This window comes from Pseudodesulfovibrio halophilus DSM 5663, assembly GCF_059568665.1.
The window spans coordinates 149617-174542 of record NZ_JCANTV010000010.1 but is presented as its reverse complement, the minus strand read 5'-3'; the positions used below and the strand labels follow the sequence as shown (position 1 = coordinate 174542).

Below are 24926 nucleotides of genomic sequence, written 5' to 3'. Positions count from 1 at the left end.
CTCCTCCCGACGAATCCGCAACGCCTCGTCCAAATCGCCACGAGCAAAAAGAATGTCACCTATTTTGCCATACGCGATGGCGCATTCTCGCTCATCTGCAAAATCTTTCTCATGTGCGACTTTCTCATAGCATTTCTTCGCTTGGTCCAATTTTCCTTTTTCAATCAACCAATCTCCCAATCGCAAAAATGCGCCGACAAATGACTTGTCAGTGCTTTCCCACTTCGCTTCCAATTCGTTGTGGAGACTGTTGAAAAGCTCTTCCGTACGATCACTTCCACATCCAAAAGCGGCTTCAGCCGTCTTTGAAAGAATATCTACATTGACCTGTCGTCCCTTCTTCCCAAGCAAATCAACCGTTTCTTCTCCAAGACGACTTGCGCCACGATAGTCACTCCTCGAGGCAGCACTAATTGCATATGTTGCGCAACATTCAACGACATCAACATGTTCCACCAACAATCCGAAGCGGGTCAATTGAACGTCTGTTACCGGCGGAGTTTTGCTTCTATCTTCTCCTCCCCAAAGGAGTAGCAAATAATCCAGATGATCCCGGAAAACACGCTTCAAGGTATTCAAATCCGGTTCTGGCAACAAACTCAGAAGCATGGGAGGAACTTGCAAGGCTAGGGTACTATTATCAAAGACATCTGGATGAATGTCCCAGAGTCCAAGGTTTTTGAGCTTTTCAACACTTCCGCCGACATCTTCCGCAACCCTGCGCACGAAACGCTCGGGAACAGGAATAGTGAACACCGTAAAGAGTTGAAGAAGAGCTTTCCCGCTCTCCCCTGCCTCACCAAGTAATCTTTCCAAAGCAAGGTTCTTGATGAATTCGGCCACTTCTTCAGACAGCTGAGTCCCTTCACCTTCCAGATGCTCACGTATCTCACTGAATACTTCTTCGACTCGCTCGACAGGCATTTCAGGTGAAGCGGCCAGGCGCTCCCCAAGAAGATTTTGGAGTCCCGGGTTGCCCATGGAAAGAGCAAGTGACTGCTTGAGGAGTTCGTCTCTCTCTTTTTTCTCCGACTCGTCCATGCGCTCATTACTTTCCAAGGCGTAGGCTCTTTGAACGTGATAAAGTTTCTCCTGGGCTTCTTTTTTGAAAGAAGACAGTTGGACAACTGAAATATTCTCCTCCATGCCGTTCAAAGCGAAAGGAAACCGGGTTGTAAGCAAAAGACGGCTTTCACTGTCGCACCTGCTAAACGCTTTCAGCACCGCCTGCATCGTCTCTCGGGTTTCTGAAGTTTTGAAACGATATTTTCCTTTCGCATCAGGGCCCTCAGCCTCATCCAGCAGCTTTTCGAGGTCGTCGATAACCATAAGGATCGGCGTATCGCCATCATGAACGGCTCCATTGCATGGGCCGCGAAGGATTTCTGCCAGTGCATACTGCAGCTGCCCCGGATCCTCTTGCACGGACTGGGAATATTTTTCTACAATTTGGCTAACTTGAGGATCAATCAAGGCATCTTTGATGGCTTGTAAGATTGACAGGGCACTGTATCCGGCAGGCGTATCATCATAGATGATTACAGGATGCAGGGAACCACCCATCCTGTTCACCACCCGAGCGGCCAGACTCGACTTGCCCAGACGCCCTCTTCCCTGAATCATGACGGCCGCATTTTCCCCGTTACGCAGGCTTCGCAGGCATTCCTGAATCTTTTTCCTCCTGCCTACGAACATATGGTGAGGTGCAACAGGCACCCGCTGACCTTTTTTATCAAGGAATTCCTTTTGTCCATGAAGTGCCGAAGGGCTGAACGCCGGCCGCCTTTTTGTTCCGGCAACGAGTTTACCGCCACCTTTGGGACCGAACCAAAGCCGCGCCATATGCCAGTGGGGGGTGACGGAAGCATCCTCAGAGTTCAAAATAGCGGCACGGGCCTGCGCCACGGCAGTCTCCAGCGACTGTCTCGTGCTCAGGGCACGGTATAGATGTCCGGAAAATGTGGTTGCAGCAGTGTCATAGACGCTTCCGTCCCACCCGACTGCAGCAGGCTGTCCGCCATGGGCCAAGCGGGAACAGATGGAATGGGCCCCCGCACCTTGAGCGGATCGAGAGCTTTCACATGCGGAAACAAACATGAATGGTGGCATGTTGTCCCCCATCTCGCGCAGCAGCTCGTCAGCATCAACATAACGCTTTCCGCCATAGGCATCCTCCAGAAGGAGGCTGCCGCAAGATTGTGCATCCGAGCTCCCTGCCGTCCCATGACAAGAAATATGAAGGACTTGGGGAGACTCAACCTCAGGGATTACTTCACAAAGTTCATCAAGGGTTCCGGTTTCCTCAACCTTAAGGTCAATTCGTTTTTCCCCGACGGCTTGAATGAACTCCGACTCCTCACGCTCGTACTGCAATGTTCCGACTCCATCCGGAGCAGCAGCCATAAAGACGATGCCGAGCCGATATTTGTTCAGCGCGCCGTTTTCCATGGGGGAACCGATCCTCCTGAACGGACGAAACTTCATTGCAGAGTCGGCAGCAAGAAAGCCTTTTTCGTCAGCCAAGACTTCCCAGGGCGCATTGAGTATAGTCCAAGAGGTCGCATCCATGTCCCCGTTATGCCGAAGTTCAAATGTCCACTCTTCTGCTCTATGTCGTTGCATCAACCCACTGAGGGACTGCTTTTCACCATCAAGCCATCTGAAGAGTTCTTCCCCCACACGTTTCAGTGCTTCAGGGTCAGGACTTCTGGATATCCCCTGGTAGCGAAGATTAAGCTCACGGATAGCATCCACATCGCTGTCCGCGAGTACCCGGTTTTCGATGAGTTCATCGTTCCAGTTCAACACCAAAGCCTCAGCACCGATGCGCGCAAGAAAAGCCATTTGATCCCTCTCAGCAATAATGACGATTGGATATAAATTTTCGAGACAGTGACATACCCATACTTCCCTCGCAATAGGGGCGTTTCCCGACTCTTTTGCGCTCAGCTCCTTTCATTTGCGTCAGGGACTTTGCTGTTCTACTGCAACCAAATGTCTGGCTCTCGCATACAGTTCCAAATCCTCCGCCACCTAGCCGCCTCATGGCGCACCTCCTACGGCCTCCATGATTTCAGACGCGAGGCAGAGCGCCAGCAAAAGCCAATAGCAAGCGCCGAGTTAGCCAAGTGGCTTTCTTTTTACCGAAACCATCGTCGTCTGACTGACGGAATATTCCGGTCCTTCGGTCTGAATGACCTTGGCCCATTCGAAAAGCCGTACGGCAACGCTTCCTTACCCGATGGCTTCCGTATGCAGGATTTCCATGAGCAAGCAGGTAAAATTGAGCCAGAGCTCAGCGCCGATGGGCAACTTTCCGGGGAACTGACGTTCATGGCTCTCGTGTGGGTTCCATGCATTGCCCTGTATGGTGACTATCCTCCCAACCTTCTCAGAAAGGCGCGACACGGGGATTTGGACACGATCTGTCAGCTTATTGTGGTCGATAAGTCAGTGCTTGCCGAACCCCGGATAGCGCAATGGGTTCTTGAATGGTCCTTGGCTATTGACCGACCCAAGCTGGAGCGGATCGGCAAGGCTTTTCAGACTGATTTGCCGAAGCTCACTCCGAAACAGTGCAAGATCACTTGGGCTCAGTTTGTCGATTCCATGGCCGAACGCATGGGCTGTCCAATGAACGTCCCTGAGATAAGAGGAATCTATGACTCCTTGGCGCAAGAGGAAGGGCTAGGCCCACATGACCCTGACCTAGCAGAAATGACGGATGATGCCCTCTACAGGGCGATTCGAAAGCGTCACAAGCCCTTGAGAGACCTCCCTTAGCCCTGCCTTCCCCCAGCCATCCCTTGAGCCAGAGCTGAAAAGTTGCCATCCCTCTCGCCGTCGCCTGACACCCACGCAGCATGAGCAAGGCCGTGGAATCAAGGCCGAGCGACCGCAGGGAGCGAGCCGCAGGGCAGCCTTGATTCTTCGGACGCTCATGCTCTTCTGCCCCAACAAGGGCGAGCAAAATCAGCCAGTATACCACCCGGCCCAACCGAGCACCCGGACATTTTTTTCTTTCGATGTGTCCGAGTACTTTCGTGTTCGATTTCCTAATCAAATCGCATGCGAAACAAATCTCGAACCAACGGAAATCGTCAGAGGCAGCCCTCTCAAGGGGGGCGAATGACTATCAGCCCCCCTCCAAAGGTGAAAACGAGGCCCCAAAAGGGTATACAGGTGCTCACAAGCGGCGTGGATTCCCTGAATCTGGCTCTGGATATCCAATGGAAGGACGAGAAGACATTCAAGATTCTGGAAGACGCAAAGGCGTGTGCTGCAAAGGATCAAAAACCTAGCCCTGTCTTCATCTATGATCCCGAGCGAGAGCGGCATATTCCGTTTTCCGTCCTGCCGCACGGCACCAACGGCTACAGCTGGATACTCACGAGCCGAGAATATGCCCTACGGATTGGGGATTGGATCGACCCGAAGCAACGGCCGAGCGCCATGGTGGAAGTTCGATCCGAAACCCTTTGGCATCGTGGGCTGGTCGATTCAGTAACGAGCATACTGAGCGGGCTTGAGGCGTGTGAAGCCAAAGTGCTGAAGACCAAGCCGAGCCGCATGGACCTTTGCATGGACCTGCTCATGCCTGAAACCATGTGGAACCCTTCGCTTGTCGAAAAGGCTTTCACCAGAGCCACGCAGTATTCAACCTACATGCAGCACCGCAAATTCTCAGGGATGAGCATTGGTAAAGGCAAGCTCAGTGCCCGCTTGTATGACAAGGCTCTGGAAATCAAATCTCAATCCAAGAAAACGTGGATGTACGACATCTGGCAGTTGGAAGAAGTGCCTGAGGGCAAAAAGGTCATTCGGGTCGAGTTCCAACTCAGGCGCGAAGCGCTGAAAGCACTCGGGCTTGATTGCATTGAGGATGCGTTCAAGAGCCTTGAAAATGTCTGGGCTTATTGCACGCAAAACTGGCTCAAATTCCAAACAAACGGCAAGCACCATACGCAACGCCGCACCCTGCCGTGGTGGAAGAAGGTCCAGCAAAGCTACCTCGGTGTGCATGATCCGGTACCTTCGATCAGAGCCAAGGCCATTCGCAATGATCAGAAGCAGCTAAGCGCCCAATTGGTCGGTCTGGCTACTTCGCTTGCGGCCACTTTGGATGAAGAGGATGGAAAACTCTATCCCGATTCGCTTTGTTCCGTGGATCTGGAATCGGTTTTCCATGAAGCGGTTTCGATTTCCGGCAAGACGCCGCCTGAACTACTCGAAAGCATCACCGAAAAGAAATCTAATTATTACAGGGATAAATTGAAATACCGAATTTTAAATTCGGACCGATTCAAATTCGGACTTCCGGCTGATTCGGATGCACTCGGAATCCCGCCTGAAAAGCAGTCCATTTTCGACTTCGAGGCCGAGGGAGAATAGAGATGGACATGACGACTCAGCTTGGACGCAAATTCAGCCCGAAAGAAGCCGCCGATTTCTTCGAGGTTGCGGAGTCCACGGTGATGCGGCATCCTGCCCGTTACGGCGGTGTAAAGCTAGGTCGTCGTGTCCTGTTCTTTGAAAACCTCATAGGCGAAGCAATCAGGAGGCATTATGCCTTACAAGTTGAAGAAGAACGGGAAAACCGTCTGGATGGCGCAAGTCAAACTGGACGGTCGAAAATACAGGCGGCAGTTTCAGACAAAAGCGGACGCCAAGGCGTGGGAAGTCGAAAGGAAGCAGACCACGACAAAGCCGGAAGAGCCGACGATCCCCACGACCTCCTTGCTTGAACTGGCGAACCACTACCTGAATTACGCGGTCAAATTCGCACCCAAGACATACAGCGAGAAACGAACGGCATTCAAACGGTTCTTCAAGAGCATTGATCCGCACAAGGCGGCTCAGGACTTCAGCAAGAAGGACGCTCTGGACTACCTTCAAGCCCTGTTTCAGGAGAAAAGCGGATATTCCACCAACAAGGAGCGCAAGAACCTTGCAGCAGCATGGAACTACGGCATCAAGTTCCTTGAAGGGTTTCCGACTTCGAATCCGTTTCTAGCTGTTCCGCGATTCCCGGAACAACGTCAGAACCGTTACATCCCGCCTGAAAAAGACTTCTGGAAAGTCTATGCTCAGGCAGAAGGGCAAAACCGTGTCCTGCTCCTGACCTTCCTGCATACAGCGGCAAGGCGTGGAGAGCTCTATCGGCTCCAATGGAACGACGTTGATTTCGGCGGAAGAAGGCTACGGCTTGGCACACGAAAGCGTCAGGACGGCTCCATGGAATATGAGTGGCTACCCATGACGGATGAACTATACCGGACGCTTCTGGAACACAGACAGCAGGCGGTAAACGAATGGGTGTTCGTACAGCCATCGGGCCGTTTTCAGCACAAGCCCTATACCGAGAATCGGGGCTTTCCGCAGGAGCTCTGCCGCAAGGCTGGGGTAACGCCGTTTGGCTGCCATGCGATACGGCATCTTACGGCGTCGATTCTGGCGAACAACAATGTTCCCATGATCGCTATTCAGCAAATCCTCAGACACAAGAAGCTTGCGACAACGGAACGCTATGTGCGGGGAATGGAGCCGATCCGCCCCCACCTTGAGATATTGCAGGGCGGCATGAAGGCAAGCCTTGACCCCGGCCAGATATCAGGGCCCACCGAAGGGCCCACCAGCAAAGAAAAAAGGCTTAGGAGAATCTCCTAAGCCTTTGATTTTAATGGCGGAGCCGAAGGGACTCGAACCCTCGGCCTCCGGCGTGACAGGCCGGCGTTATAACCAGCTTAACTACGGCTCCGCTTTTCAAAGATCGAACAGGTTAAGCACCGTTCGGTCCGGCGTTGAGGTGTTTGCCTCAGCGCGGAAAGAGGTATGTCCCAACTCGCGTTTCTTGTCAACCAATATTTTCAAAAAAAGTTCACCGAAACTGTTTTTTCCTCATTCGGCGGCGCAAATCACTTCTCCTGCCAAAGCAGTCGGTTGCCCTTTCGAGAGAGCCAGCCAAGACGCAGCCCCTCCCAATACAGGCCGCAGGACCCGGCACCCTTTCCCGCGGGCAAACCCTGACCGCTCAAGAGACGAGTCAGGTCTTCAATGTCGGCGTCAACCGCATGCGTCGAAGGCGACAGCGACAGCGCGGCCCACAGCCCGGCATCCGGCTTGAATTTCTTGCGATCACCTTTTCCGCCGATGCGACCGAGGCGACAGCCCTGCCACTTCACATCCTGCGGAAGCAGACCGCCCAGCTTCGTCGGCACCCAGAAAACCCGGCCATCATGCTCCACGGACGCCCCGGCAGGCAGATTCGAATAATCAAGGACAGCTCCGCCGGAGATTCCATCCAGTCGCAGTTCCGCCTTAACCTTCTCGGGTCGGACGTCTTCCGGCTCCGTCATCCCACCCGGCTTGCGCAAGGAGGCTACGAAAAAGCCCTGTCCTATGGACTCCTCCGCAACGCAGAGAACACCGCTCAATCCCTCACGTGGCTCCGCAAACACGAAGCCTTCGGGCTGGCTCAACGTCTCAGGCTCAAGCCCAAGTTCATCAGCGGCATATACTACCTGGGACTCGTTTTCTTCGGGGTTGGTGGTGCAGGTAGAGTAGACCAGCCGCCCGCCCGGAGCGAGAAGGTCAGCCGCCTTCGCCAGCAACCTGCGCTGAAGGGCTTTGAGAGGAGCCAGTCGCTCAGGCGTCCATTGGTCGCGCACCCCGGGGTTGCGACTCTCCGTCCCCCATCCGCTGCATGGCGGATCCAGCTGAATGTGACTCCATGTTTCCGGTTCAAGCGGAAGGTCCTGCGCGAGGGACCGCACGGTTCCCGCGTTGACGCATCCGGTTTTCCGCAGGTTGGCGCGCAGGGTTCCCATGCGCTCACCCGGCTCGCAGGCGAGGACGGCCCCCTGCGGGCCAACAAGAGAAGCCAGCAACCCCGTCTTGCTGCCGGGTGCCGCGCACATGTCCAGCACGCGTTGTCCACATCGGGGCGAGAGCGCCAGCGGGGGCAGCATGGACGAGCGGTCCTGTATATAGATACGCCCGAACCTTGCGGCCAGAGAGCGCCCGAGAGGGAACGGCTCGTCCAGAAGTCGCTTCGCACCGTCGAAGAACGGCTCCGTTTCGAACTCGAACCCTTCGGCGCGGAGCAATGCTTCGATCAACGGCCACTCGCTCGCCGCTCCGGTCAGTCTGAAAGACCTTGCCTCGTCTGCCATGAAACCTCCTGCAAAACACCTTGACTCGCGGGTTCGGATACCCGTATCCGATCATGTTGGCAACCAAGAGCTCCTTTGCATAGCGCTTCATTACCTGTTATATAAACCATCCCGCAGACGCGGAGGAAATCTGAATGAATCGGGTCCGTCCGGACCCCGGAGGATACGCATGTTCAAAAAGTTCGTTACGGCCGTGCTCATGTCGGCCTTCGTTCTCGGCGCCGCTACGGCCATGGCCCAGTCTCCCAAGACTTTCGTAGTGCTGCCTGTCAAGTACCAGGGCCCCAAAAGCTATGAATACCTGATCAAGGGCATTGAACTGCAGCTGAAGAAAAAGGCCACCTGGCCGGGGCAGTATGTCCCCGCGGACGTCAACGCTTCGGGCGTCGATATCCCGAAGGGCGAGGCGCAAGCGCTGCGCATCGCGGATCGGCTCGGCACCGACGCCGTCATCTGGTGCTCCATCGATCAGGAGGGTTCCAAATCCGACGTCTTCATTCAGGCAGTAGCCAAAAACGGCAACCAGTGGAAGAACCAGACCAAGGTCGACATCAACGAGATCCCGGTCTGGCTCGAGCGGTCCGCGGAGAGCATTCAGGGCGAGGTCTACCAGCGGCCCGGCATGGGACAGCAGAAAGAAGCCATAGCTCAGCTTTCTCGCGAGAACACCAAGCGCGAGGCTCCGGAGAACCAGAGCATCATCGCCGCTTCCAGTCAGGGAGTGACTCAGCCCGAAGTCATGTCGCTGAACCCGAACTTTCGCTATGAAGGCGGTGCGCAGACGCCCGGACGCTGGCGCAGCCAGACCCTGCGGTTCCCCTCATACGGCATGGTCGTGGGTGACGGAGACGGCGACGGCAGCAATGAGGTCTTCATCCTGAGCGAACACAACCTGCATGCCTACCGCTACCGCCAGGGCAAGCTCGAACCGCTGGACAAGGCGGAGATCCGTTCCAACAAGAACAACCCGCTGCGGCTTTCCATCATCGATCTGGACCGGGACGGCTCCTCCGAGCTGATCGTCTCAGCGAGAAGCCACGAGCGCCCGCGCTCCACCATATACTCGTTCAAGAACTCCAAGTTCACGGTGCTCAAGGACGACATCCGCTACTATCTGGCCACCATGAACCTGCCCCCGACGTTCCAGCCCTCGCTGGTTGCGCAGAAACAGGGCAGGAAGGGGCCTTTCCCGAAACGCATATACGAAGCGTACTTCAACGGCAGCGACGTTGTGCTTTCCGGCACCCTGCCCCGCCCCAAGTACGCGAACATATTCAACATGAACTACCTGCCCGACGAAGGCTCCTACAAGATCATGGTTATCGACGAGATGCAGCGCATGCGCGTCTTCACGCCCGATACGGAGCAGCAGTACAAGAGCGAGGAGACCTACAACTCCTCGGTAGTGGGCATCGAAGTGTCCGATACGATTTACGGAATGGGCGGCCTGTCCGATGACAACCAGATCAAGGACCTTCTCGTCATTCCGTTCCGCATGGTGCCGGCCGCCATCTCCAATCCGAAGAAGTACGAAATGCTGGTCAACAAGGACATCACCATGGCCGGTCAGGTATTCGACCGCTTCAACACCTACTCGCAGGGTGAGATACACGCCCTGTTCTGGGACGGCGTCGGCCTGAACCTCGCCTGGAAGACCCGGCGCATCAAGGGTACCGTCACCGACCTCGGGCATCAGGACATCGACAACGACGGGAAGAAGGAACTCTGCGTGCTGCTCAACAAGCAGACCGGCGCACTGGACTTCAGCGACCGCAAATCGATCGTGATCGCTTACGAGCTGAACAAGTAGCCAAGACCACAACATATTCCGGAAGGAGAGGATCATGTTCAAACGTTACCTTGCGGTCCTGCTGGCGTTCGCGGCGCTGGCACTTGCCGCCTGTTCGGACCAGGGAGCCGGGGACACGTCAGGCAGCACGCCCGACGAAACGGCGCAGGAAGTCATCACGATCAGCTATGCAAACTTCCCGCCCGCATCCACCTTCCCCTGCATCCAGATGGAACGCTGGGCCGACGAGGTCGAAAAGCGCACGGACGGCCGGGTCAAGGTGGAAACCTACCCCGGCGGGACCCTGCTTTCCGCCAAGAACATGTACCGGGGCGTGCTCGAAGGTCAGGCCGACATCGGCTGCCTGAGCCTGCCCTACTATCCGGGCGTGTTTCCCGCGCTGCTTTCGGTCAACCTCCCGGTGGGCTTCACCAACGCTACCACCGCGAGCCTGACCCTCTGGGATCTCTACAACAAGCTGCGGCCGGACGAGATGAAGAACGTCAAGGTGGTCACCACCTTCACATCCGCTCCGTCCAATATCATGAGCAAAGAGCCTGTCCGCAGCCTTGAAGACCTTCAGGGCATGGAGCTGCGCGCCAGCGGCGCACTGCTTAAGATGCTGGAACTCATGGGCGCCAAGCCCGTGGGGATGCCCATGTCCCAGACCCCGGAAGCCCTCCAGAAGGGTGTGGTCAAAGGGCTCGTCTCATCCCTTGAAGTCCTCAAGGACTTCAACTTCGCGGAACTCTGCCGCTACGAGACCATCACCAACCTGCCCGTCTATCCCTTCGCCGTGGTCATGAACGAAGACCGCTGGAACTCGCTGCCTGACGACGTCAAGAAAGTCATCGACGAACTCGGCCGCGAACAGGCGGAGTGGACCGGCGATTACATGGACGCGCACATCGACGAAGCGCTCGAGTGGTCCAAAAAGAACCATCAGATCGAGATCTACACGCTCGCCAAGGAAGACCGTGCTCGCATAGCGGAAATCGGCGAGGGAATCGTCGAGGACTGGAAGGTCGAGGCTGAAAAGGCCGGCCTTGATGCGGACGCCATCCTGAGGGACCTCATGGCCTTCAAGGGCAAATACGAAGAGCGGTTCCCGGAATAACACGAGCACTGCGGCGCGCTTCCGCACGGAAGCGCGCCGTTTCATCACCTCACTCATTATGGATATTCTCGACCGCCTGAGCGATACGCTGAGCATCTGGCTGGCACGGCTCGCGGGCCTGTTCCTCATAGGCATGATGGGACTCGCCTGCGCCAACATGACCCTTCGCGCATTCGACATGCCGCTAAAGGGAACCTTTGAAATGATGGGCTTCATGGGAGCGGTGGGCACGGGCCTGTCGCTGGCATACGCTCAGAGAAGCAAGGCGCACATCGCCGTGGGCCTGCTCATGAAGCACTACCCCAAAGTAGTCCGGCGCATCCTGTCTGCCGCGACGGAAGCCGTGTCTTGCGGATTCTTCCTGCTCGCGGGGCTGGAAACCGCCGACTGGGCCGGCTTTCTCGTGACCACGGGCGAGCTGTCCGAGACTCTCAGGATCGCCTACCATCCCTTTGTGTTCGCCGCGGCCGCCGGATGTCTCGCCATGGCATTCGTTCTCCTGACCGATTTTCTCAACACCGTCACCGGCAGAGTGGAGCACTAGCATGGAACCGGCAACCATTGGGCTTCTCGGCATCGCCATTCTGCTGGCTTCAATCTTCGCGCTGCGCATCCCGGTCGGCTTCGCCATGGGCATCACCGGATACCTCGGCTTCATGGCAGTCCTCGGTCCGCAGGCCGCGTCAGGCATGCTGGGGACGGAAGTATGGAACGTCTTTTCCTCATACGGCCTGACCGTCATCCCGCTGTTCATTCTCATGGGGCAGATATGCTTCTACTCCGGCGTGAACGAACGGCTCTACAAGGCGGCCTACGCATGGATGGGACATATTCGGGGCGGCATCGCCATGGCCACGGTTCTGGCCTGCGGCGGTTTCGCAGCGATCTGCGGCTCCAACTCCGCCACGGCCGCTACCATGAGCACCGTGGCCCTGCCGCAGATGAAGCGCTTCAACTACAGCCCGGAGCTTTCCACCGGGTCGGTGGCGGCGGGCGCGACCCTCGGCGTGGTCATCCCGCCCTCTGTGGTGCTGATCATCATCGGACTGCAGACCAGCCAGTCCATCGCCGCGCTGTTCGTCGGCAGCATCCTGCCGGGACTGCTGCTCACTACGCTCTTCATGGTCACCGTCACCGTCCTCTGCCGCCGCAACCCCGACTGGGGTCCCGCAGGCGAACGGACCTCCTGGCGGGATCGCTTTCGGTCCCTGCCCGGCTCGGCGGAAATGATCGTTCTGTTCTGTCTCGTCATGGGGGGCCTGTTCATGGGCCTGTTCACGCCGACGGAAGCAGGAGCGGCAGGAGCCATGCTGGCGCTGATCATCAGCCTCGCCACCCGCACGCTCTCCTTCGGAGACTTCATCCGCTCGGTCATGGACACCCTGCGCGTGTCCAGCATGATCATGGTCATTGTGGCCGGGGCCGTCATCTTCGGACGCTTTCTGGCCGTGACGCGCCTGCCCTTCGAGGCCGCGGGCTGGGTCACGAGTCTTGACATCCCCGCCACCGTCATCATCCTGATGATCTGCGTCATTTACGTGATCGGCGGCATGGTCATGGATGCGCTCGCCATGCTTCTGGTGACCATCCCCATCTTCTTTCCGGTCGTGACGGCCATGGGATACGATCCGCTCTGGTTCGGCGTGCTCATCACAATCGTGACGACCCTCGGCGCGGTCACCCCGCCGGTGGGAGTCAACACCTTCATCGTCGCATCCATGGCACCGGACATTCCCATGGGGCACGTATTCAAGGGCGTCACCTGCTTCCTGCCTGCCTTCCTGCTCTGCGTCGCCCTGCTGATGCTCTGCCCGTGGCTGGTCACCTGGCTGCCGGGCCTGATGTAGGAGCGCGCCGTGCCCGGAGTGCAGAACGTCACCGTCAGCGAAGCGGAAGCCGGTCAGAAGCTGCTGCAGTTTCTGCAACGCCGCGTCGGACGCGATGTGCCCAAAGCCGCCGTCATGAAGTGGATACGCAAGGGAGAAGTCCGGGTGGACAAGGGCCGAAAAAAGCCCTTCGACCGCCTCAGGGCCGGACAGCTCGTCCGCATCCCGCCCTATCGGGACGACAGCGCCCCGGCGCCCGAGGCAGCTTCCGAGGTCGACGTGATGCACGAGGATACGGAAATCATCGCCATCAACAAACCCTCCGGACTGGCCGCCCATGGGGGTAACGGCATAACCGACTCTGCCGCCGCGCGCCTCAAGGCTGCGTATCCCGACGACTCCTTCGGCCCCACGCTCGCCCATCGACTGGACCGTGACACTTCCGGACTTCTGGTTGCCGCGCGCACTTACAATGCCCTGCGGCAACTCAACGACGCGTTTGCCGGCTCCGGCGTGGTCAAACTCTACCTTGCAAGGGTCGCGGGCCGCTGGCCGGATGCCGGAGCCGTCATGCTCGAAGACAGGATGGAAAAGTCCGGAGCTCCCGGCAGTGAAAAAGTGCACGCCGGGACAGGCAAACAGGCCCGCTCGGAAGTAACGCTCATCGATTCCGATGAAAAGGAAAGCCTTCTCGCCGTGCGCCTGCTGACCGGAAGGACCCATCAGGTGCGCGTTCAGCTCGCGTCCCGAGGGTTTCCTCTCTTCGGCGACCCGAAATACGGCCTCCCCGGCTCCCGCCCTCCGCTCCTGCTGCACTGCTTCGGCCTTGTTCTCCCGGATCTGGGGCACGGACCGATCCATCTTTCATGTCCTCCGGACTGGCAGGACAGTCACCAGCCCGCGCCCGAAGCGCTGAAGGCCGCACACGATCTGCTCGACGCCTTGCGCAAACGCGCTGTTGCGGGCTATGGTGAGCCCTAAAGCAAAAGGACACATCATGAAAAAGACTCAGTTTGACGCCGTGCGCCTTCTGATGCTGATCTGCCTCGTGACGATCGTCTCCGGTTGCGCGGCCCCTTACAAAGCGGCCGTGGACGAACGGAACATGAAGACGATTTACGCCGATGAAAAAGTCACCTTTCAGGTGAAGCAGGCGTTTCTCGACGACGACCAGATCAAATACATGGATTACGACGTCGCCAGCTATGAAGGCGACCTCTACCTCATCGGCGAGTACAGCTCCAAAGCACAGGCCGACAAGGCCGTCCGTCTCGCCCGAGGTGTGGAAGGTGTGCGCTCCGTCACATCCTACCTGCTGCCCAAGAAGGACCTCCCAGACTGCGGCACCGCAGAAGAGCTGGAGCTGATGGCGAGCATCAAGCAAAGACTCATTCAGGACGAGGACATCTGGTCCACCAACGTGGACATCTACATGGTTCAATGCCGCGCCGTGGTACTAGGAATCGTCGGCTCGGAAGCGGAACGCAGCGCTGCGCTGGCCCACGTTCGCGACGTCAAGGGCCTCAAGGGCGTGAAGTCCTACCTGAGGGTCAAGCGCTGATCGCCGCGGAGATTCTTTCATGAAGGCCGTCGTTGCTCCTTTCTGCCTCTGCGCGGCTTTCGTGCTCTTCGCGGCGGGGTGCTCCCATGTGGACCCCTACGTGCCCGACTTCGGCGGCCCGGCCCCGCCCCTGCGCGCATCGACCCGCACCACCCCGGAAACGCAGGCCATCATCAGCACCGCGCAGACCCAGCTCGGCAAACCCTATAGATGGGGCGGAGAATCGCCCTCTGCGGGCTACGACTGTTCTGGGCTCATGTGGTGGACCTTCCGGCGAAACGGCTTCCGCATCCCGAGAGTGTCTTGGAAGCAGTATTCGGCAGGCACTTTTGTGGAGCGACACGACATCCGCCCTGCCGACATGGTGTTTTTCAAGGTCGTGACCGGCAAAAGCATGCATGTCGGCCTTGTCACCGACAGAGGCACCTTCATTCACGCCCCCAAATCGGGAAAACGGGTCATGGAGTCCAGGCTGGACAATCCCTTCTGGAGCGAACACTATGTCGGGGCTCGCCGCATCATCCACTGAACCGGCTCCCTTCGGGCTTTGCCCACACCCCCTTCTCACCACGAAGTTCAAACAGCCATTTCCACAAAACGAGTATCCTGCGGGACTCACCACATACTCATGGGCACCGGGGTTCTGACCAGTACCGGAAGACGGCATAACGACCGGTCTGCAATCATTTTCCACAGAATGTTGATGAAATATTTTTTCTCCTCGCCTTCCGTCATTAGCAACGGCTCACGACCCGTGATCGTGATTTTCTCTATAATGAAGCATGCCATTGAGCTTTCGCTCTTGGAAAAAGCCTATGGCTGTTGTATAGCCCTGACATCATGGATTTCGAGAGGTATTTACACGAATGCGGCGATCCTTTCATGCTCGAGCGCCTGTTTCAGGTCGAGCGGTACGCATGGCTGGCTCTGTCGCAGGGACTGGCTGCCGTAATCAACCTCGACGGGCAGTTCGAAGACGTCAACCCCTCGTGGGAGCGCGTCACCGGGCATGAAACCGAATCCCTGAGGGAATCCTACCTTATCGAATACATCCACTTCGAAGACCGTGAGAAAGCTCTCGGCGCCATGCAGCGGCTCATCACCTCGGACATCGGCTCCACCTCCTTTTCGTTCCGTTTTCTCGACCGCACCGGCGCGCATCGGCTGCTGAACTGGCAGGCGATCTATTCTCCGGACCATAACGCCTATTTCTGCGTGGCCAATGAAGTCGGCGACGCCGCCAACATGGAAGTGCTGGCATTCCGCGACGGCCTTACCGGCGTTCGCAACCGACTCGCGCTGGAGCGGGATCTGCCCATGGTTGTGGACCGCGCCCGCGACAAGGACGGGTGTGTTCTCGTCTACTTCATCGACCTTGACGGCTTCAAGGATGTAAACGACACCCTCGGACACAAGGCCGGCGACACCCTTCTGGCCCGTGTGGCCGAGCGACTGATCTCCTGCGTCGGCGACAACGGCACCGCCTATCGCATGGGAGGGGACGAATTCATCCTGCTCGCAGGCAACTGTCAGGGGCGCGACTGGGCGGAAGAGTTGGCAAAGGAAGTAGTCAAAAGCATCGGCGCTCCCTACGTGGTGGAGGGAAGGGAGGTGCGCATCGGAGCCAGCGTTGGCATCAGCTGTTACCCGAACAACTCCGACAGCGCGCAGGACCTGCTCGAGAAAGCCGACAAGGCCATGTATCAGGTCAAGGACACCGGAAAAAACGGATACCATTTCAACTGCCTGTCCCCCTGCAATCACGGCTAGTCCATTCACCCGCCGTCTCGCCGGGACAATCCCACACCGTTCTCCGAACACTTCAGGGAACCTCCTGCAAAATGCAGCAATGAATAGCGATTATCTGCAGAAAGTCCGACTGCACAGGACTGTGTGAGGATTTGCGTGCATCCTCTTGCACAGACCGGTATTTCCCATTACATTTCATCATTTCTCGGCTTATGACGATCAGGGCGATGAGTCGTAGGGACATCGCTCCCCATTGAATTGTCACGTTGCTAACAGCAGGAGGGAGCACATCGGTGCACCGGCCTCATGTCAGACATTCTTGCTCTGCGGCACTCATTCTGCTTTGCCAGATTCTTCTGTGCGCGCCCGCTCTGGCCTCGGAACCGATCCGTACGGTGATCGGCGCGGGGCCGGCCTGGGAAGGATTCACGCGAAAGGACGGCGTCGGGCTGTACCACGAAATCCTCAAGGAAGCGTTCGGGCTGTATGACATCCGCGTTGAACACATATACGCCCCGAGCGAGCGCGCCTACGAGCTCGTCCGTCAGGGTGAAGCGGACTTCATGCTCGCCAACGACACCGAAATCCGCGGCCTCAAGCCTTCCACCTACCCGCTCTACGAAAACAAGTTCCACGCCTTTTACCGCAAAAACACTGTAAAACAATGGAAGGGCGCCAGAAGCCTTGTGGGACGCCAGCTTGTCTGGCGCTACGGTTACTACAAGCCGGCAAACTTCCCCCCGGGCATACGCTACACTGAACTGCTGACCGGTGAAGCCTGCCTCGGCATGGTCGTACTCGGACGAGCCGATTTCTACATCGACGACATTCTGCTGATGCGTCAGTCCATCGAGAGAACCAAGACGCCGTTCGACATGGACAGTTTCGAAATACGCCCCGTGGGACACCGCGCCTATTATCCCCTTTTCTCCACTTCCGAACGGGCAAAGCGAGTTCGCTCTCTTTACGAGAAAGCAATGGCCACCCTGCGAAGACGCGGCAGATTGTCGGCCATATTCCGCAAGTGGGGGCACGCCCTGCCACACTTCTACGGGGACAATCCCTGATTCCAACACGCTGATTTTTGTGTCATGGAGACCCTATGCAGCCCATCAACACTTCCATTTTCGAACTGTTCAAGATAGGCCCGGGGCCCTCCAGCTCCCACACCATAGGCCCCATGAAGGCGGGGGCAGACTTTATGACGCTGGCCCGTGCCCTGCCGGATGCGGAAAAAACCCGCGCCGAAAGGCTGGAAGTACGCCTCTTCGGCTCACTGAGCGCCACGGGGGAAGGACACGGCACGCGCAAGGCCATCATTTCCGGACTGCTCGGACACAGCCCCGAGCACTGCCCTCCCGAGGTTCTCGACAATCTCGACCGTTCCCCATCCGAGCAGCATGAACTTGATTTTACAGGCAATTTCATTAATTTTGCAGTCTCCGATATCATCATGGACGCGGTGGAACACGATTATCCGCACAGCAACACCATGATCTTCAGACTTCTGGACAAAAATGGAAATTCCCTTCTGGAGCGAGAATACTATTCGATCGGCGGAGGGTTTCTGCGCTGGCTGGGGTACGAAGAGCCCGAACGCGGGGAACCGCGGTATCCGTATTCAAGCATGGCAACGCTCAAGGAGCACTTGACCCGAAACGACATCCGCCTGCACCAGCTGATCCTCGAAAACGAAAAGGCGGTCACCGGGCTGACTGAGACGGAAATATTCACTAAGCTCGACACGCTCATCGAGGTCATGGAGCATGCCGTAGAGAAAGGGATCACCACCTGCGGCAAACTCCCCGGCTCCATCGGGCTCTACCGCAAGGCGCCTACCATGTACCAACATGCGCGAAACGACCATTTTCAAGGGTCGGGCTTCGTCAAAGCGCTCAACGCATACGCACTGGCGGCCTCCGAGGAAAATGCCGCCGGACACTGCATCGTCACTGCGCCAACGGCCGGAGCGGCCGGCGTCATCCCGGCCATACTGTTCGTCCTCAAGCGCCATCTCGGCGCACTGACTGACGAGGTAAGACAGGGACTGCTCGCCGCATGCGCCATCGGTTTTCTGGTCAAGCACAACGCAAGCATTTCCGGCGCGGAGGTGGGATGCCAGGGCGAGGTGGGGACGGCCTCCGCCATGGCCGCCGCCCTGCTGGCCTATGCGCGGGGATACCGCTTTCAGATAACCGAAAACGCAGCAGAAATAGCTCTGGAGCACCATCTCGGGCTGACCTGCGATCCTGTTGGCGGCTTCGTGCAGATTCCCTGCATTGAACGCAACGCCATGGGCGCGGTGAAAGCGTACAACGCCTACCTCATAGCCACCACCGTGGAGGCCGCCTACCACATGGTCGATCTGGACAAGGTGGTCCGGGCCATGAAGGAAACCGGATTCGACATGTCGCACAAGTACAAGGAAACTTCCGAGGGCGGCCTCGCGCTCTCCATGACAGAATGCTAATTTTCGTTTTTCGGAACAATATACATTTCAACCTGCGAAACACGCAATGACTCCGTTATAATTTTGACCGTTTCACCTAGCGCCAATAACGCATACCCCCCTGACAACATTTAAAAAAAATTTGCCCGCCTCGCTCTTTTCTGCTAGTCCCACCTTGTCTTTCGTGAATGGATCGAAACGAGGAAAAAACGTGATTTCTTTCAAAAACGTCAACAAATGGTTTGGAGACCTCCACGTTCTCCAAAACATCAATCTCGACATTGAGAAAGGCGAGGTGGTTGTCATCTGCGGTCCCAGCGGCTCGGGAAAGAGCACGCTCATCCGCTGCATCAACCGACTCGAGCCCATTCAGCAGGGCGACATCGTCGTGGATGGCATGAACGTGGGCGATGCGCGCACCAACATGACCACCCTGCGGGCCGAAGTGGGCTTCGTCTTTCAGTCCTTCAACCTCTACCCGCACATGACCGTGCTGGAAAACATCGTCCTCGCCCCGACGCTCGTGCGGGGCATGTCGCGCGGCGAAGCCAGCGAGATCGGCATGCAGCTGCTCAAAAAGGTCAACATTCCGGACAAGGCCGGGGCGTACCCGACCCAGCTCTCCGGAGGCCAGCAGCAGCGTGTCGCCATTGCGCGCGGCCTTGCCATGCAACCCAAGATCATGCTTTTCGACGAACCCACTTCCGCTCTCGACCCCGAGATGATCAACGAAGTGCTCGACGTCATGAAGTCGCTGGCTCGCGAAGGCATGACCATGGTCTGCGTCACGCACGAAATGGGCTTTGCCCGCGAAGTGGCCGACAGGGTCATCTTCATGGACGAGGGGGCGATGGTGGAGCAGAACACGCCTGAGGAATTCTTCCACAATCCGCAGCACGAGCGGACCAAGGACTTCCTCAGCAAGATTCTCAGCCATTAGCAAACAGGACCCTGCGGGCCGGGCCCGCAGAGTCTTTGGTGACAACTCAACCACAACCGAAGGAGAGGTTATGCGAGTTCTCAAGATCATGGCGCTGTCCGCCGCCATGCTGCTGGTCGCGGCCAGCATGGTCTTTGCCGGTCCCACCTACGACCGCGTCATGGGCGAAAAGGTCGTTCGCGCCGGTATTTCCAACAAGGGCAAACCGTTCGGCTTCATCAACGCCCAGAACGAGTGGGTCGGTTTCGACATGGACATGGCGAAGGAAATCGCCAAGCGCATCGGCGCAAAGCTCGAGCCGGTCGTGGTCAACAACAAGACCCGCATCTCCTTTGTGCAGACCAACCCGCCCAAGGTGGACATGGTCCTTTCCAACATGACCCACAAGCGCGTGCGTGACGAGAAGATCGACTTCTCCATCACCTACTTCTTCGACGGTCAGAAGTTCCTCGCGCCCAAGGGCATGATCGACAAGCCCGAAGATCTGGTCGGCAAGAAAATCGGCTCCATGCAGGGCACCACTTCCATCGTCAACGTGAAGAAGTACCTGCGCTCCATGGGCGACAACAGCCCCAAGGTCATCGGCTACCAGAACGAAGTCGAAATGTTCGAAGCGCTTCGCTCCGGCCGCGTTCAGGCCATCTCCACCGACTCCACCCTGCTCATCGCGCTGGCTTCCAAGATGCCCGGCAAGTTCGAGCTGGTCGGTGAATTCATCTCCGACGAGCCCTACGGCGTCGGCCTGCCGGAAGACGATTCCGCATGGCGCGACCTGGTGAACTTCACCATCCAGGACATCTGGGCCGACGGCACCTACATGAAGATCTACAACAAGTGGTTCGGTCCGGATTCCGACACGCCGTTCCCCATGACTTCCAAGATCGAAATGTGGCCGTAAGCCGCAGGCAACCCGCATCGTAACGATCGGGTCCCGGGGCGGACGCCCCGGGACCCGTTTTCCAAGAAGAGCACATGCTTAATAGACTATTCGAAAAGACATGGGTCCAGAATACGACCCTGCTGTTCATCCTGGGACTGGCCGTCTATTATTTCGGCTTCGTCTTTCACTTCGACTATGACTTCAACTGGGGAGTCTTCGTCAACGAGACGCAGTACGGCCATATGGGCCTGCTCATGCTCGACGGCCTTCAGCTGACGATTTCCATCTCCATCTATTCGGCGGCGATAGCCCTCGGGCTGGGGACCCTTTTCGGACTGGCACGGCTTTCCAAATTCAAGCCGGTGTACGCATTCGCCTCGGCCTACGTCGAATTTTTCCGCAACACGCCGCTGCTGGTCCAGCTGTTTTTCTGGAACTTCGCCCTGCCCAACGCGTTTCCGCAGGAAATCCGCTACAAACTTTTCGAGTACAATTTCGAATTTTGGGCCGCGACCATCGGCCTTGGCATCTTCACGTCCGCATTCATGGCCGAGATCATCCGCGCGGGCATGCAGTCCATCCCCAAGGGACTGCTCGAAGCATCCTACTCTTCGGGCATGAGCTACGCCCAGACCCTTCGCAAGATCATTCTTCCGCTGGCATTTCGTGAAATTATCCCGCCGCTCGGCTCCGAGTTCCTCAACAACATGAAGAACTCCTCGCTGGCCATGACGCTCGGCGTCGCCGAAGTCTGCTGGTCCATGCAGGAAGTCGAATCGCTGACCTACGCGGGCTTTGAGGCAACGGCCGCCGCCACGGCGATCTACCTTTCGCTCTCACTCGTCATCGCGGGGCTGCTGAACCTCGTGAACACCAAGCTCAAGCTGATGCCTGCCGGGAAGAAAACCTTCACCAGAAAAGTGGCGGACGCCTTCTTCCTTCCATTTGAATTCGTCTGGGAGCTGTTCGCCCGCCCCATCCGGCGCCTGACCAGAAAGAAACAGGGAGCAAAGCACCTTACCCCGCGACAGGAGTTCTTCTTCCGTATGCGCGGGCTGGCCCGCATGGCCCTTATCAACGGCGCCAAGACCATCTTCGTGGTCGCGCTTCTGCTGCTGATCTATCAGACCATCAAGGGCATCGCCTCCTTCAACTTCCAGATTATCTGGGACAACCTGCGAGCCCTGCTCATCTGGCGCTTCCCCAACGGCGGCAGCACCGAGCCTCTCTGGGGCCTCGGCGGCCTGTCCATGTCCATCTTCATGGCCGTGTTCTCCATATCGGTCAGCTTCGTCATAGGACTGTTCGTGGGCATGGGTCGCACCTCCAAGAACAACGCCATCCGCGTTCCCTGTACCGCCTACATCGAACTGATTCGCGGCAACCCGCTGATCATCGTCATCTTCTGGGTCTACTTCTTCCTGCCGATCATCATCAAATCGCAGATCGGCGTGTTCTGGAGCGCGACATGGGCCATGACCGTTTTCTTCGGCGCCTACATCGCGGAGATCGTCCGCGGCGGCATCGAGAACATCCCGCCCGGGCAGGTCGAGGCGGCCCAGTCCACAGGACTCAGCTACTTCCAGACCATGCGCAAGGTGGTTCTGCCGCAGGCCCTGAAGCAGATGCTCCCGGCCATCGTCGGCATGTTCATCGCCGCCTTCAAGGACACCTCGCTGGCTTACATCATCGGCGTGACCGAACTGACTACAGCCGCCTACTCCATCAACAACCGGCTGATGCTGTACCCCTTCGAGATCTACACCACCATCGCGGTGCTGTACTTCCTTTGCTGCTTCGCCATGAGCCGTTACGCCAAGCACCTCGAAAACAAGCTCAGCCCGGAAAAGGTGCGGCTCGAAATGTAGCCCGCACAGCCATTCACGAAACAGAAAAGGGAGGCTCTCGCCTCCCTTTTTTATTGCCTTGTAAATTCGGAATCATTTCGAATTGAAATGGATCAGGACTTCTTTTTCCCCTCTTTGCTGCGGGGATGGGCTTTGTCATAAACCTTCATAAGCTGTTGCAGATCAAGATGCGTGTAACGCTGTGTGGTGGACAGCCGTGCGTGGCCCAGCAGTTCCTGCACACTGCGCAGGTCTGCCCCGGCCTCCAGCATGTGGGTGGCGAAGCTGTGGCGCAGCATGTGCGCATGCACCTCACGAGGAATACCCGCCGTGTCCGCTAGCCGGTTGAGAATACGGTTGGCCTCGCGCCTGTTGAGCCGGCTGCCGCGCTTGCCGATGAACAGGGCGCGCTCCCCGGAAACGGGCTTGAACGCCTGTCGCTGCTCAAGCCACCGCCGCACACGCTCGCCCGCCTTGTTCGTGAGCGGCACCATGCGTTCCTTGCCCCCCTTCCCCATGACGCGCACCACGCCGGTATCCACATCGAAAACATCCAGTCCGACGGCCTCGGATATCCGCAGCCCCGAGCCGTACAGCAATTCCGCAAGGGCCAGATCGCGAAGGCCCTCAGGATCGGGCGTCACTGCGGCTTCCATCATGCCGATGGCCTGATCCACATTCAGCCCTCTCGGATGGACCTTGTCCTGCTTGGGGTTGCGCACCCCGGCAGTCGGATCGTGCCCGCTGATACGCTTCCTCGCCAGAAAGCGAAAGAAAGCGCGAATACTCGAAAGTTTTCGCGCCACGGTGGTTTTAGTGACCCTTTGCCGATGCAGATTGGCCATGAATCCACGCACATCGTCTCTGGCGATGTGTTCCGGCTGATCGAGGTCAAGGCCTCGGCTCTTAAGGAAATTGTAAAACTGCTCCAGATCGGTTCCATAGGAACGGAGCGTGGCGGGCGAGTACCCCTTTTCGGTGCTCAGGTATGCAAGAAAGCGCTTTCCGTATTCGCCGAGGTCGCGCTCATTCGTTTCGTTTGTCGACGACATAGGAGCTCTTGGGGTTTTCCTTGGCCTTCTTCTTGAGCGCCATGGCGATGGCCGACGCCTCACCGTAGTGCTCGAGGCGTCCTTCGGTATTGATGACCACGGCTATGGACACCGCCATCAGCGGGAAGGTACGTTCGTTACCCTGCCTGTCCGTGGAACGGATGAAGCCCTGCTTGCGGTCCTCTTCATCATAGAAATGCGGAACGATGGAGTCGAACGCCTCAATAACCCGCTTGCAGGACTCCTCAGCCCGATCCGCAGGGACAATGTAGACGAAGTCGTCACCGCCGACGTGTCCTACGAAGCTGCCCACTCCGCCGAGTCCGCGGATCGTATTGACGATGACCCTTGCCGACATCATGAGAACTTCATCCCCGCGCGAGAAGCCGTACTTGTCGTTGAAAGACTTGAAATGGTCCAGATCGCAGTAGGCGAGCGCGAATTCCTCGCCCGCGTCGATGAGCGACTGGATGCGTTGAATGATGGAGGTGTTGCCCGGCAATTTGGAGAGCGGGTTGGCGTCGAGCGCACGCAACGCGCGGCACAGGGTCAGGTTCACCCGGTCGCGGGCCTCGCCCTCGGTGAAGGGGCGTACGAGAAAGTCGTCCACCTCGACGCGGTTCCAGTCCCATGGCTCGGTCATGTCTTCGGCATCGAGCACCAGCACCACCGGGAGCTGTCTGTAGACGTTCTCGCTCTTGACCAGCGAGGCGACCTCCTTTCCGCTTATGTCACTCAGCCTATTGTCCACGATGAGCAGGTCCGGAGGCTCGTTGAAGAGATGCTCGACCGCCCCGCGCCCGTATTCGAACACGGTTATCTCCATGAGGTCCTCGGGCCACAGGGAACGGAACAGTTTGGCGAGATCCGGGTCCGAGGACAGGACGAACGTACGCTGGCGCCGGGAAAAGAGAGAATCGCTCATGCTTTTATTCATGGTACCCAAGTAGCACCAGCAGGCGCTTGCAGTAAAGGTTTCGGCTACAGGCAGTCGAGCTGTGCTTCAACGGCGCGTGCCACGGACTCCGGCGATTCGGCCATGCCATCTTCGATGAGCCCGATCTGCAGATTGAGCTCGCGCTGCATGGGGATATTGTGCGGGTCGAAGTATTCGCGCCACGCCTCTGCCGCCTTGTCCAGATCCTCCGCACGGGCGTAGGTCAGGCCGAGCAGGATCATGGCGCGCTGCTCCTTGGGACGCCCCCGGAGCACCGTACGGAACTCGGTACGGGCCGGGATGTAGCGTCCGGCCTTGTACATGGTTTCGCCTAGCCGCAGCCTGACGTCCAGGTCCTTTTCCTTTTTGAGATATTCGCGGTAGAGTCGGATGGCTTCGTCCCAGTTCTGCGCGGCGTATGCGTCGTTGGCCTCGCGGATCAGGGATATGGTGTCGCTGCTGGCCGCGATTGGACCGCAGGACTGCTCGTCATCCTTGCGAATACGGCGGACGGCTCCCATGAGGAAGTTCCGCCGCGATGCGTTGACCTTGTCGTTTTTCTTGGACATAACTCCCCCTGCGGCGAGATACTATCCGATTCCCGGAGC

21 protein-coding genes and 1 tRNA gene are annotated in these 24926 nt (G+C 57.7%); 16 read left to right on the top strand and 6 right to left on the bottom strand.

The features are described 5' to 3' along the window. Window positions 1–2844: CHAT domain-containing protein (locus BR24_RS07680; RefSeq protein ID WP_496540914.1), on the bottom strand; the 2844-nt coding region annotated here is incomplete at its 3' end. Between the two features lie 129 nt (window positions 2845–2973). On the opposite strand from BR24_RS07680, the gene BR24_RS07675 reads away from it, so the two are divergent. The 3 genes from BR24_RS07675 to BR24_RS07665 all read left to right on the top strand — a co-directional run bounded on the left by BR24_RS07675 (window position 2974) and on the right by BR24_RS07665 (window position 6666). Then, the gene (locus tag BR24_RS07675) at window positions 2974–3783 is read left to right on the top strand and encodes a hypothetical protein (RefSeq protein WP_496540913.1); all 810 of its coding nucleotides are present in this window, start codon (window positions 2974–2976) and stop codon (window positions 3781–3783) included. A gap of 345 nt (window positions 3784–4128) precedes the next feature. Further along, window positions 4129–5391, top strand: a complete 1263-nt coding sequence (locus tag BR24_RS07670) for a hypothetical protein (protein ID WP_496540912.1) — start codon at window positions 4129–4131, stop codon at window positions 5389–5391. A gap of 174 nt (window positions 5392–5565) precedes the next feature. Continuing rightward, window positions 5566–6666, top strand: a complete 1101-nt coding sequence (locus BR24_RS07665) for a tyrosine-type recombinase/integrase (protein ID WP_496540911.1) — start codon at window positions 5566–5568, stop codon at window positions 6664–6666. Window positions 6667–6680: 14 nt separating this feature from the next. Here the strand turns inward: BR24_RS07665 and BR24_RS07660 are convergent. Continuing rightward, window positions 6681–6757 (bottom strand) — tRNA-Asp (locus tag BR24_RS07660). A 157-nt stretch (window positions 6758–6914) separates the two neighbouring features. Next, on the bottom strand, window positions 6915–8171 hold the full coding sequence (locus BR24_RS07655; RefSeq protein ID WP_496540910.1) for an RsmB/NOP family class I SAM-dependent RNA methyltransferase: 1257 nt from the start codon (window positions 8169–8171) through the stop codon (window positions 6915–6917). A 169-nt stretch (window positions 8172–8340) separates the two neighbouring features. On the opposite strand from BR24_RS07655, the gene BR24_RS07650 reads away from it, so the two are divergent. From BR24_RS07650 to BR24_RS07590, 13 genes are all read left to right on the top strand, one after another. After that, a complete protein-coding gene (locus tag BR24_RS07650) occupies window positions 8341–9981 on the top strand; it encodes an FG-GAP repeat domain-containing protein (protein ID WP_496540909.1) in 1641 nt (546 codons plus the stop codon). Between the two features lie 34 nt (window positions 9982–10015). Further along, the gene (locus BR24_RS07645) at window positions 10016–11077 is read left to right on the top strand and encodes a TRAP transporter substrate-binding protein (protein WP_496540908.1); all 1062 of its coding nucleotides are present in this window, start codon (window positions 10016–10018) and stop codon (window positions 11075–11077) included. 58 nt (window positions 11078–11135) lie between these two features. Then, window positions 11136–11621, top strand: a complete 486-nt coding sequence (locus BR24_RS07640; RefSeq protein ID WP_496540907.1) for a TRAP transporter small permease — start codon at window positions 11136–11138, stop codon at window positions 11619–11621. Window position 11622: 1 nt separating this feature from the next. Further along, a complete protein-coding gene (locus tag BR24_RS07635) occupies window positions 11623–12924 on the top strand; it encodes a TRAP transporter large permease (RefSeq protein WP_496540906.1) in 1302 nt (433 codons plus the stop codon). A 9-nt stretch (window positions 12925–12933) separates the two neighbouring features. After that, a complete protein-coding gene (locus tag BR24_RS07630; protein WP_496540905.1) occupies window positions 12934–13884 on the top strand; it encodes a pseudouridine synthase in 951 nt (316 codons plus the stop codon). Between the two features lie 16 nt (window positions 13885–13900). Continuing rightward, on the top strand, window positions 13901–14464 hold the full coding sequence (locus BR24_RS07625; protein ID WP_496540904.1) for a BON domain-containing protein: 564 nt from the start codon (window positions 13901–13903) through the stop codon (window positions 14462–14464). A gap of 19 nt (window positions 14465–14483) precedes the next feature. After that, entirely contained in the window at window positions 14484–14993 is a 510-nt protein-coding gene (locus tag BR24_RS07620; RefSeq protein ID WP_496540903.1) for a C40 family peptidase, read from the top strand. A gap of 311 nt (window positions 14994–15304) precedes the next feature. Next, a complete protein-coding gene (locus BR24_RS07615) occupies window positions 15305–16234 on the top strand; it encodes a diguanylate cyclase domain-containing protein (protein ID WP_496540902.1) in 930 nt (309 codons plus the stop codon). A gap of 272 nt (window positions 16235–16506) precedes the next feature. Further along, entirely contained in the window at window positions 16507–17280 is a 774-nt protein-coding gene (locus BR24_RS07610; RefSeq protein WP_496540901.1) for a substrate-binding periplasmic protein, read from the top strand. 35 nt (window positions 17281–17315) lie between these two features. Continuing rightward, entirely contained in the window at window positions 17316–18683 is a 1368-nt protein-coding gene (locus BR24_RS07605) for an L-serine ammonia-lyase (RefSeq protein WP_496540900.1), read from the top strand. A 190-nt stretch (window positions 18684–18873) separates the two neighbouring features. Then, window positions 18874–19602 (top strand): amino acid ABC transporter ATP-binding protein, encoded by a 729-nt coding sequence (locus BR24_RS07600; protein ID WP_496540899.1) that lies wholly within the window; start codon window positions 18874–18876, stop codon window positions 19600–19602. A gap of 70 nt (window positions 19603–19672) precedes the next feature. After that, on the top strand, window positions 19673–20500 hold the full coding sequence (locus tag BR24_RS07595) for a transporter substrate-binding domain-containing protein (protein ID WP_496540898.1): 828 nt from the start codon (window positions 19673–19675) through the stop codon (window positions 20498–20500). A 74-nt stretch (window positions 20501–20574) separates the two neighbouring features. Next, the gene (locus BR24_RS07590; protein WP_496540897.1) at window positions 20575–22350 is read left to right on the top strand and encodes an amino acid ABC transporter permease; all 1776 of its coding nucleotides are present in this window, start codon (window positions 20575–20577) and stop codon (window positions 22348–22350) included. Window positions 22351–22442: 92 nt separating this feature from the next. Here BR24_RS07590 and BR24_RS07585 read toward each other — a convergent pair whose 3' ends face one another. The 3 genes from BR24_RS07585 to BR24_RS07575 are packed head-to-tail and all read right to left on the bottom strand — an operon-like array spanning window position 22443 to window position 24887. Beyond that, window positions 22443–23381 (bottom strand): tyrosine recombinase XerC, encoded by a 939-nt coding sequence (locus BR24_RS07585; protein ID WP_496540896.1) that lies wholly within the window; start codon window positions 23379–23381, stop codon window positions 22443–22445. Further along, window positions 23356–24318, bottom strand: coding sequence for a diguanylate cyclase domain-containing protein (locus tag BR24_RS07580; RefSeq protein WP_496540895.1), 963 nt, complete (start codon window positions 24316–24318; stop codon window positions 23356–23358). Before BR24_RS07580 ends, BR24_RS07585 begins: the two co-directional genes overlap by 26 nt. 44 nt (window positions 24319–24362) lie before the next feature. After that, a complete protein-coding gene (locus tag BR24_RS07575; RefSeq protein WP_496540894.1) occupies window positions 24363–24887 on the bottom strand; it encodes a tetratricopeptide repeat protein in 525 nt (174 codons plus the stop codon). Between the last annotated feature and the right edge of the window lie 39 nt (window positions 24888–24926).

What these genes read in the sequence shown, in the direction of transcription:
- BR24_RS07670 (WP_496540912.1), top strand. Translation starts at nt 4,129, where the DNA reads ATGACTATCAGCCCCCCTCCAAAGGTGAAAACGAGGCCCCAAAAGGGT.
- BR24_RS07665 (WP_496540911.1), top strand. Translation starts at nt 5,566, where the DNA reads ATGCCTTACAAGTTGAAGAAGAACGGGAAAACCGTCTGGATGGCGCAA.
- BR24_RS07655 (WP_496540910.1), bottom strand. Translation starts at nt 8,171, where the DNA reads ATGGCAGACGAGGCAAGGTCTTTCAGACTGACCGGAGCGGCGAGCGAG.
- BR24_RS07650 (WP_496540909.1), top strand. Translation starts at nt 8,341, where the DNA reads ATGTTCAAAAAGTTCGTTACGGCCGTGCTCATGTCGGCCTTCGTTCTC.
- BR24_RS07645 (WP_496540908.1), top strand. Translation starts at nt 10,016, where the DNA reads ATGTTCAAACGTTACCTTGCGGTCCTGCTGGCGTTCGCGGCGCTGGCA.
- BR24_RS07640 (WP_496540907.1), top strand. Translation starts at nt 11,136, where the DNA reads ATGGATATTCTCGACCGCCTGAGCGATACGCTGAGCATCTGGCTGGCA.
- BR24_RS07635 (WP_496540906.1), top strand. Translation starts at nt 11,623, where the DNA reads ATGGAACCGGCAACCATTGGGCTTCTCGGCATCGCCATTCTGCTGGCT.
- BR24_RS07625 (WP_496540904.1), top strand. Translation starts at nt 13,901, where the DNA reads ATGAAAAAGACTCAGTTTGACGCCGTGCGCCTTCTGATGCTGATCTGC.
- BR24_RS07620 (WP_496540903.1), top strand. Translation starts at nt 14,484, where the DNA reads ATGAAGGCCGTCGTTGCTCCTTTCTGCCTCTGCGCGGCTTTCGTGCTC.
- BR24_RS07615 (WP_496540902.1), top strand. Translation starts at nt 15,305, where the DNA reads ATGGATTTCGAGAGGTATTTACACGAATGCGGCGATCCTTTCATGCTC.
- BR24_RS07605 (WP_496540900.1), top strand. Translation starts at nt 17,316, where the DNA reads ATGCAGCCCATCAACACTTCCATTTTCGAACTGTTCAAGATAGGCCCG.
- BR24_RS07595 (WP_496540898.1), top strand. Translation starts at nt 19,673, where the DNA reads ATGCGAGTTCTCAAGATCATGGCGCTGTCCGCCGCCATGCTGCTGGTC.
- BR24_RS07590 (WP_496540897.1), top strand. Translation starts at nt 20,575, where the DNA reads ATGCTTAATAGACTATTCGAAAAGACATGGGTCCAGAATACGACCCTG.
- BR24_RS07585 (WP_496540896.1), bottom strand. Translation starts at nt 23,381, where the DNA reads ATGTCGTCGACAAACGAAACGAATGAGCGCGACCTCGGCGAATACGGA.
- BR24_RS07580 (WP_496540895.1), bottom strand. Translation starts at nt 24,318, where the DNA reads ATGAATAAAAGCATGAGCGATTCTCTCTTTTCCCGGCGCCAGCGTACG.
- BR24_RS07575 (WP_496540894.1), bottom strand. Translation starts at nt 24,887, where the DNA reads ATGTCCAAGAAAAACGACAAGGTCAACGCATCGCGGCGGAACTTCCTC.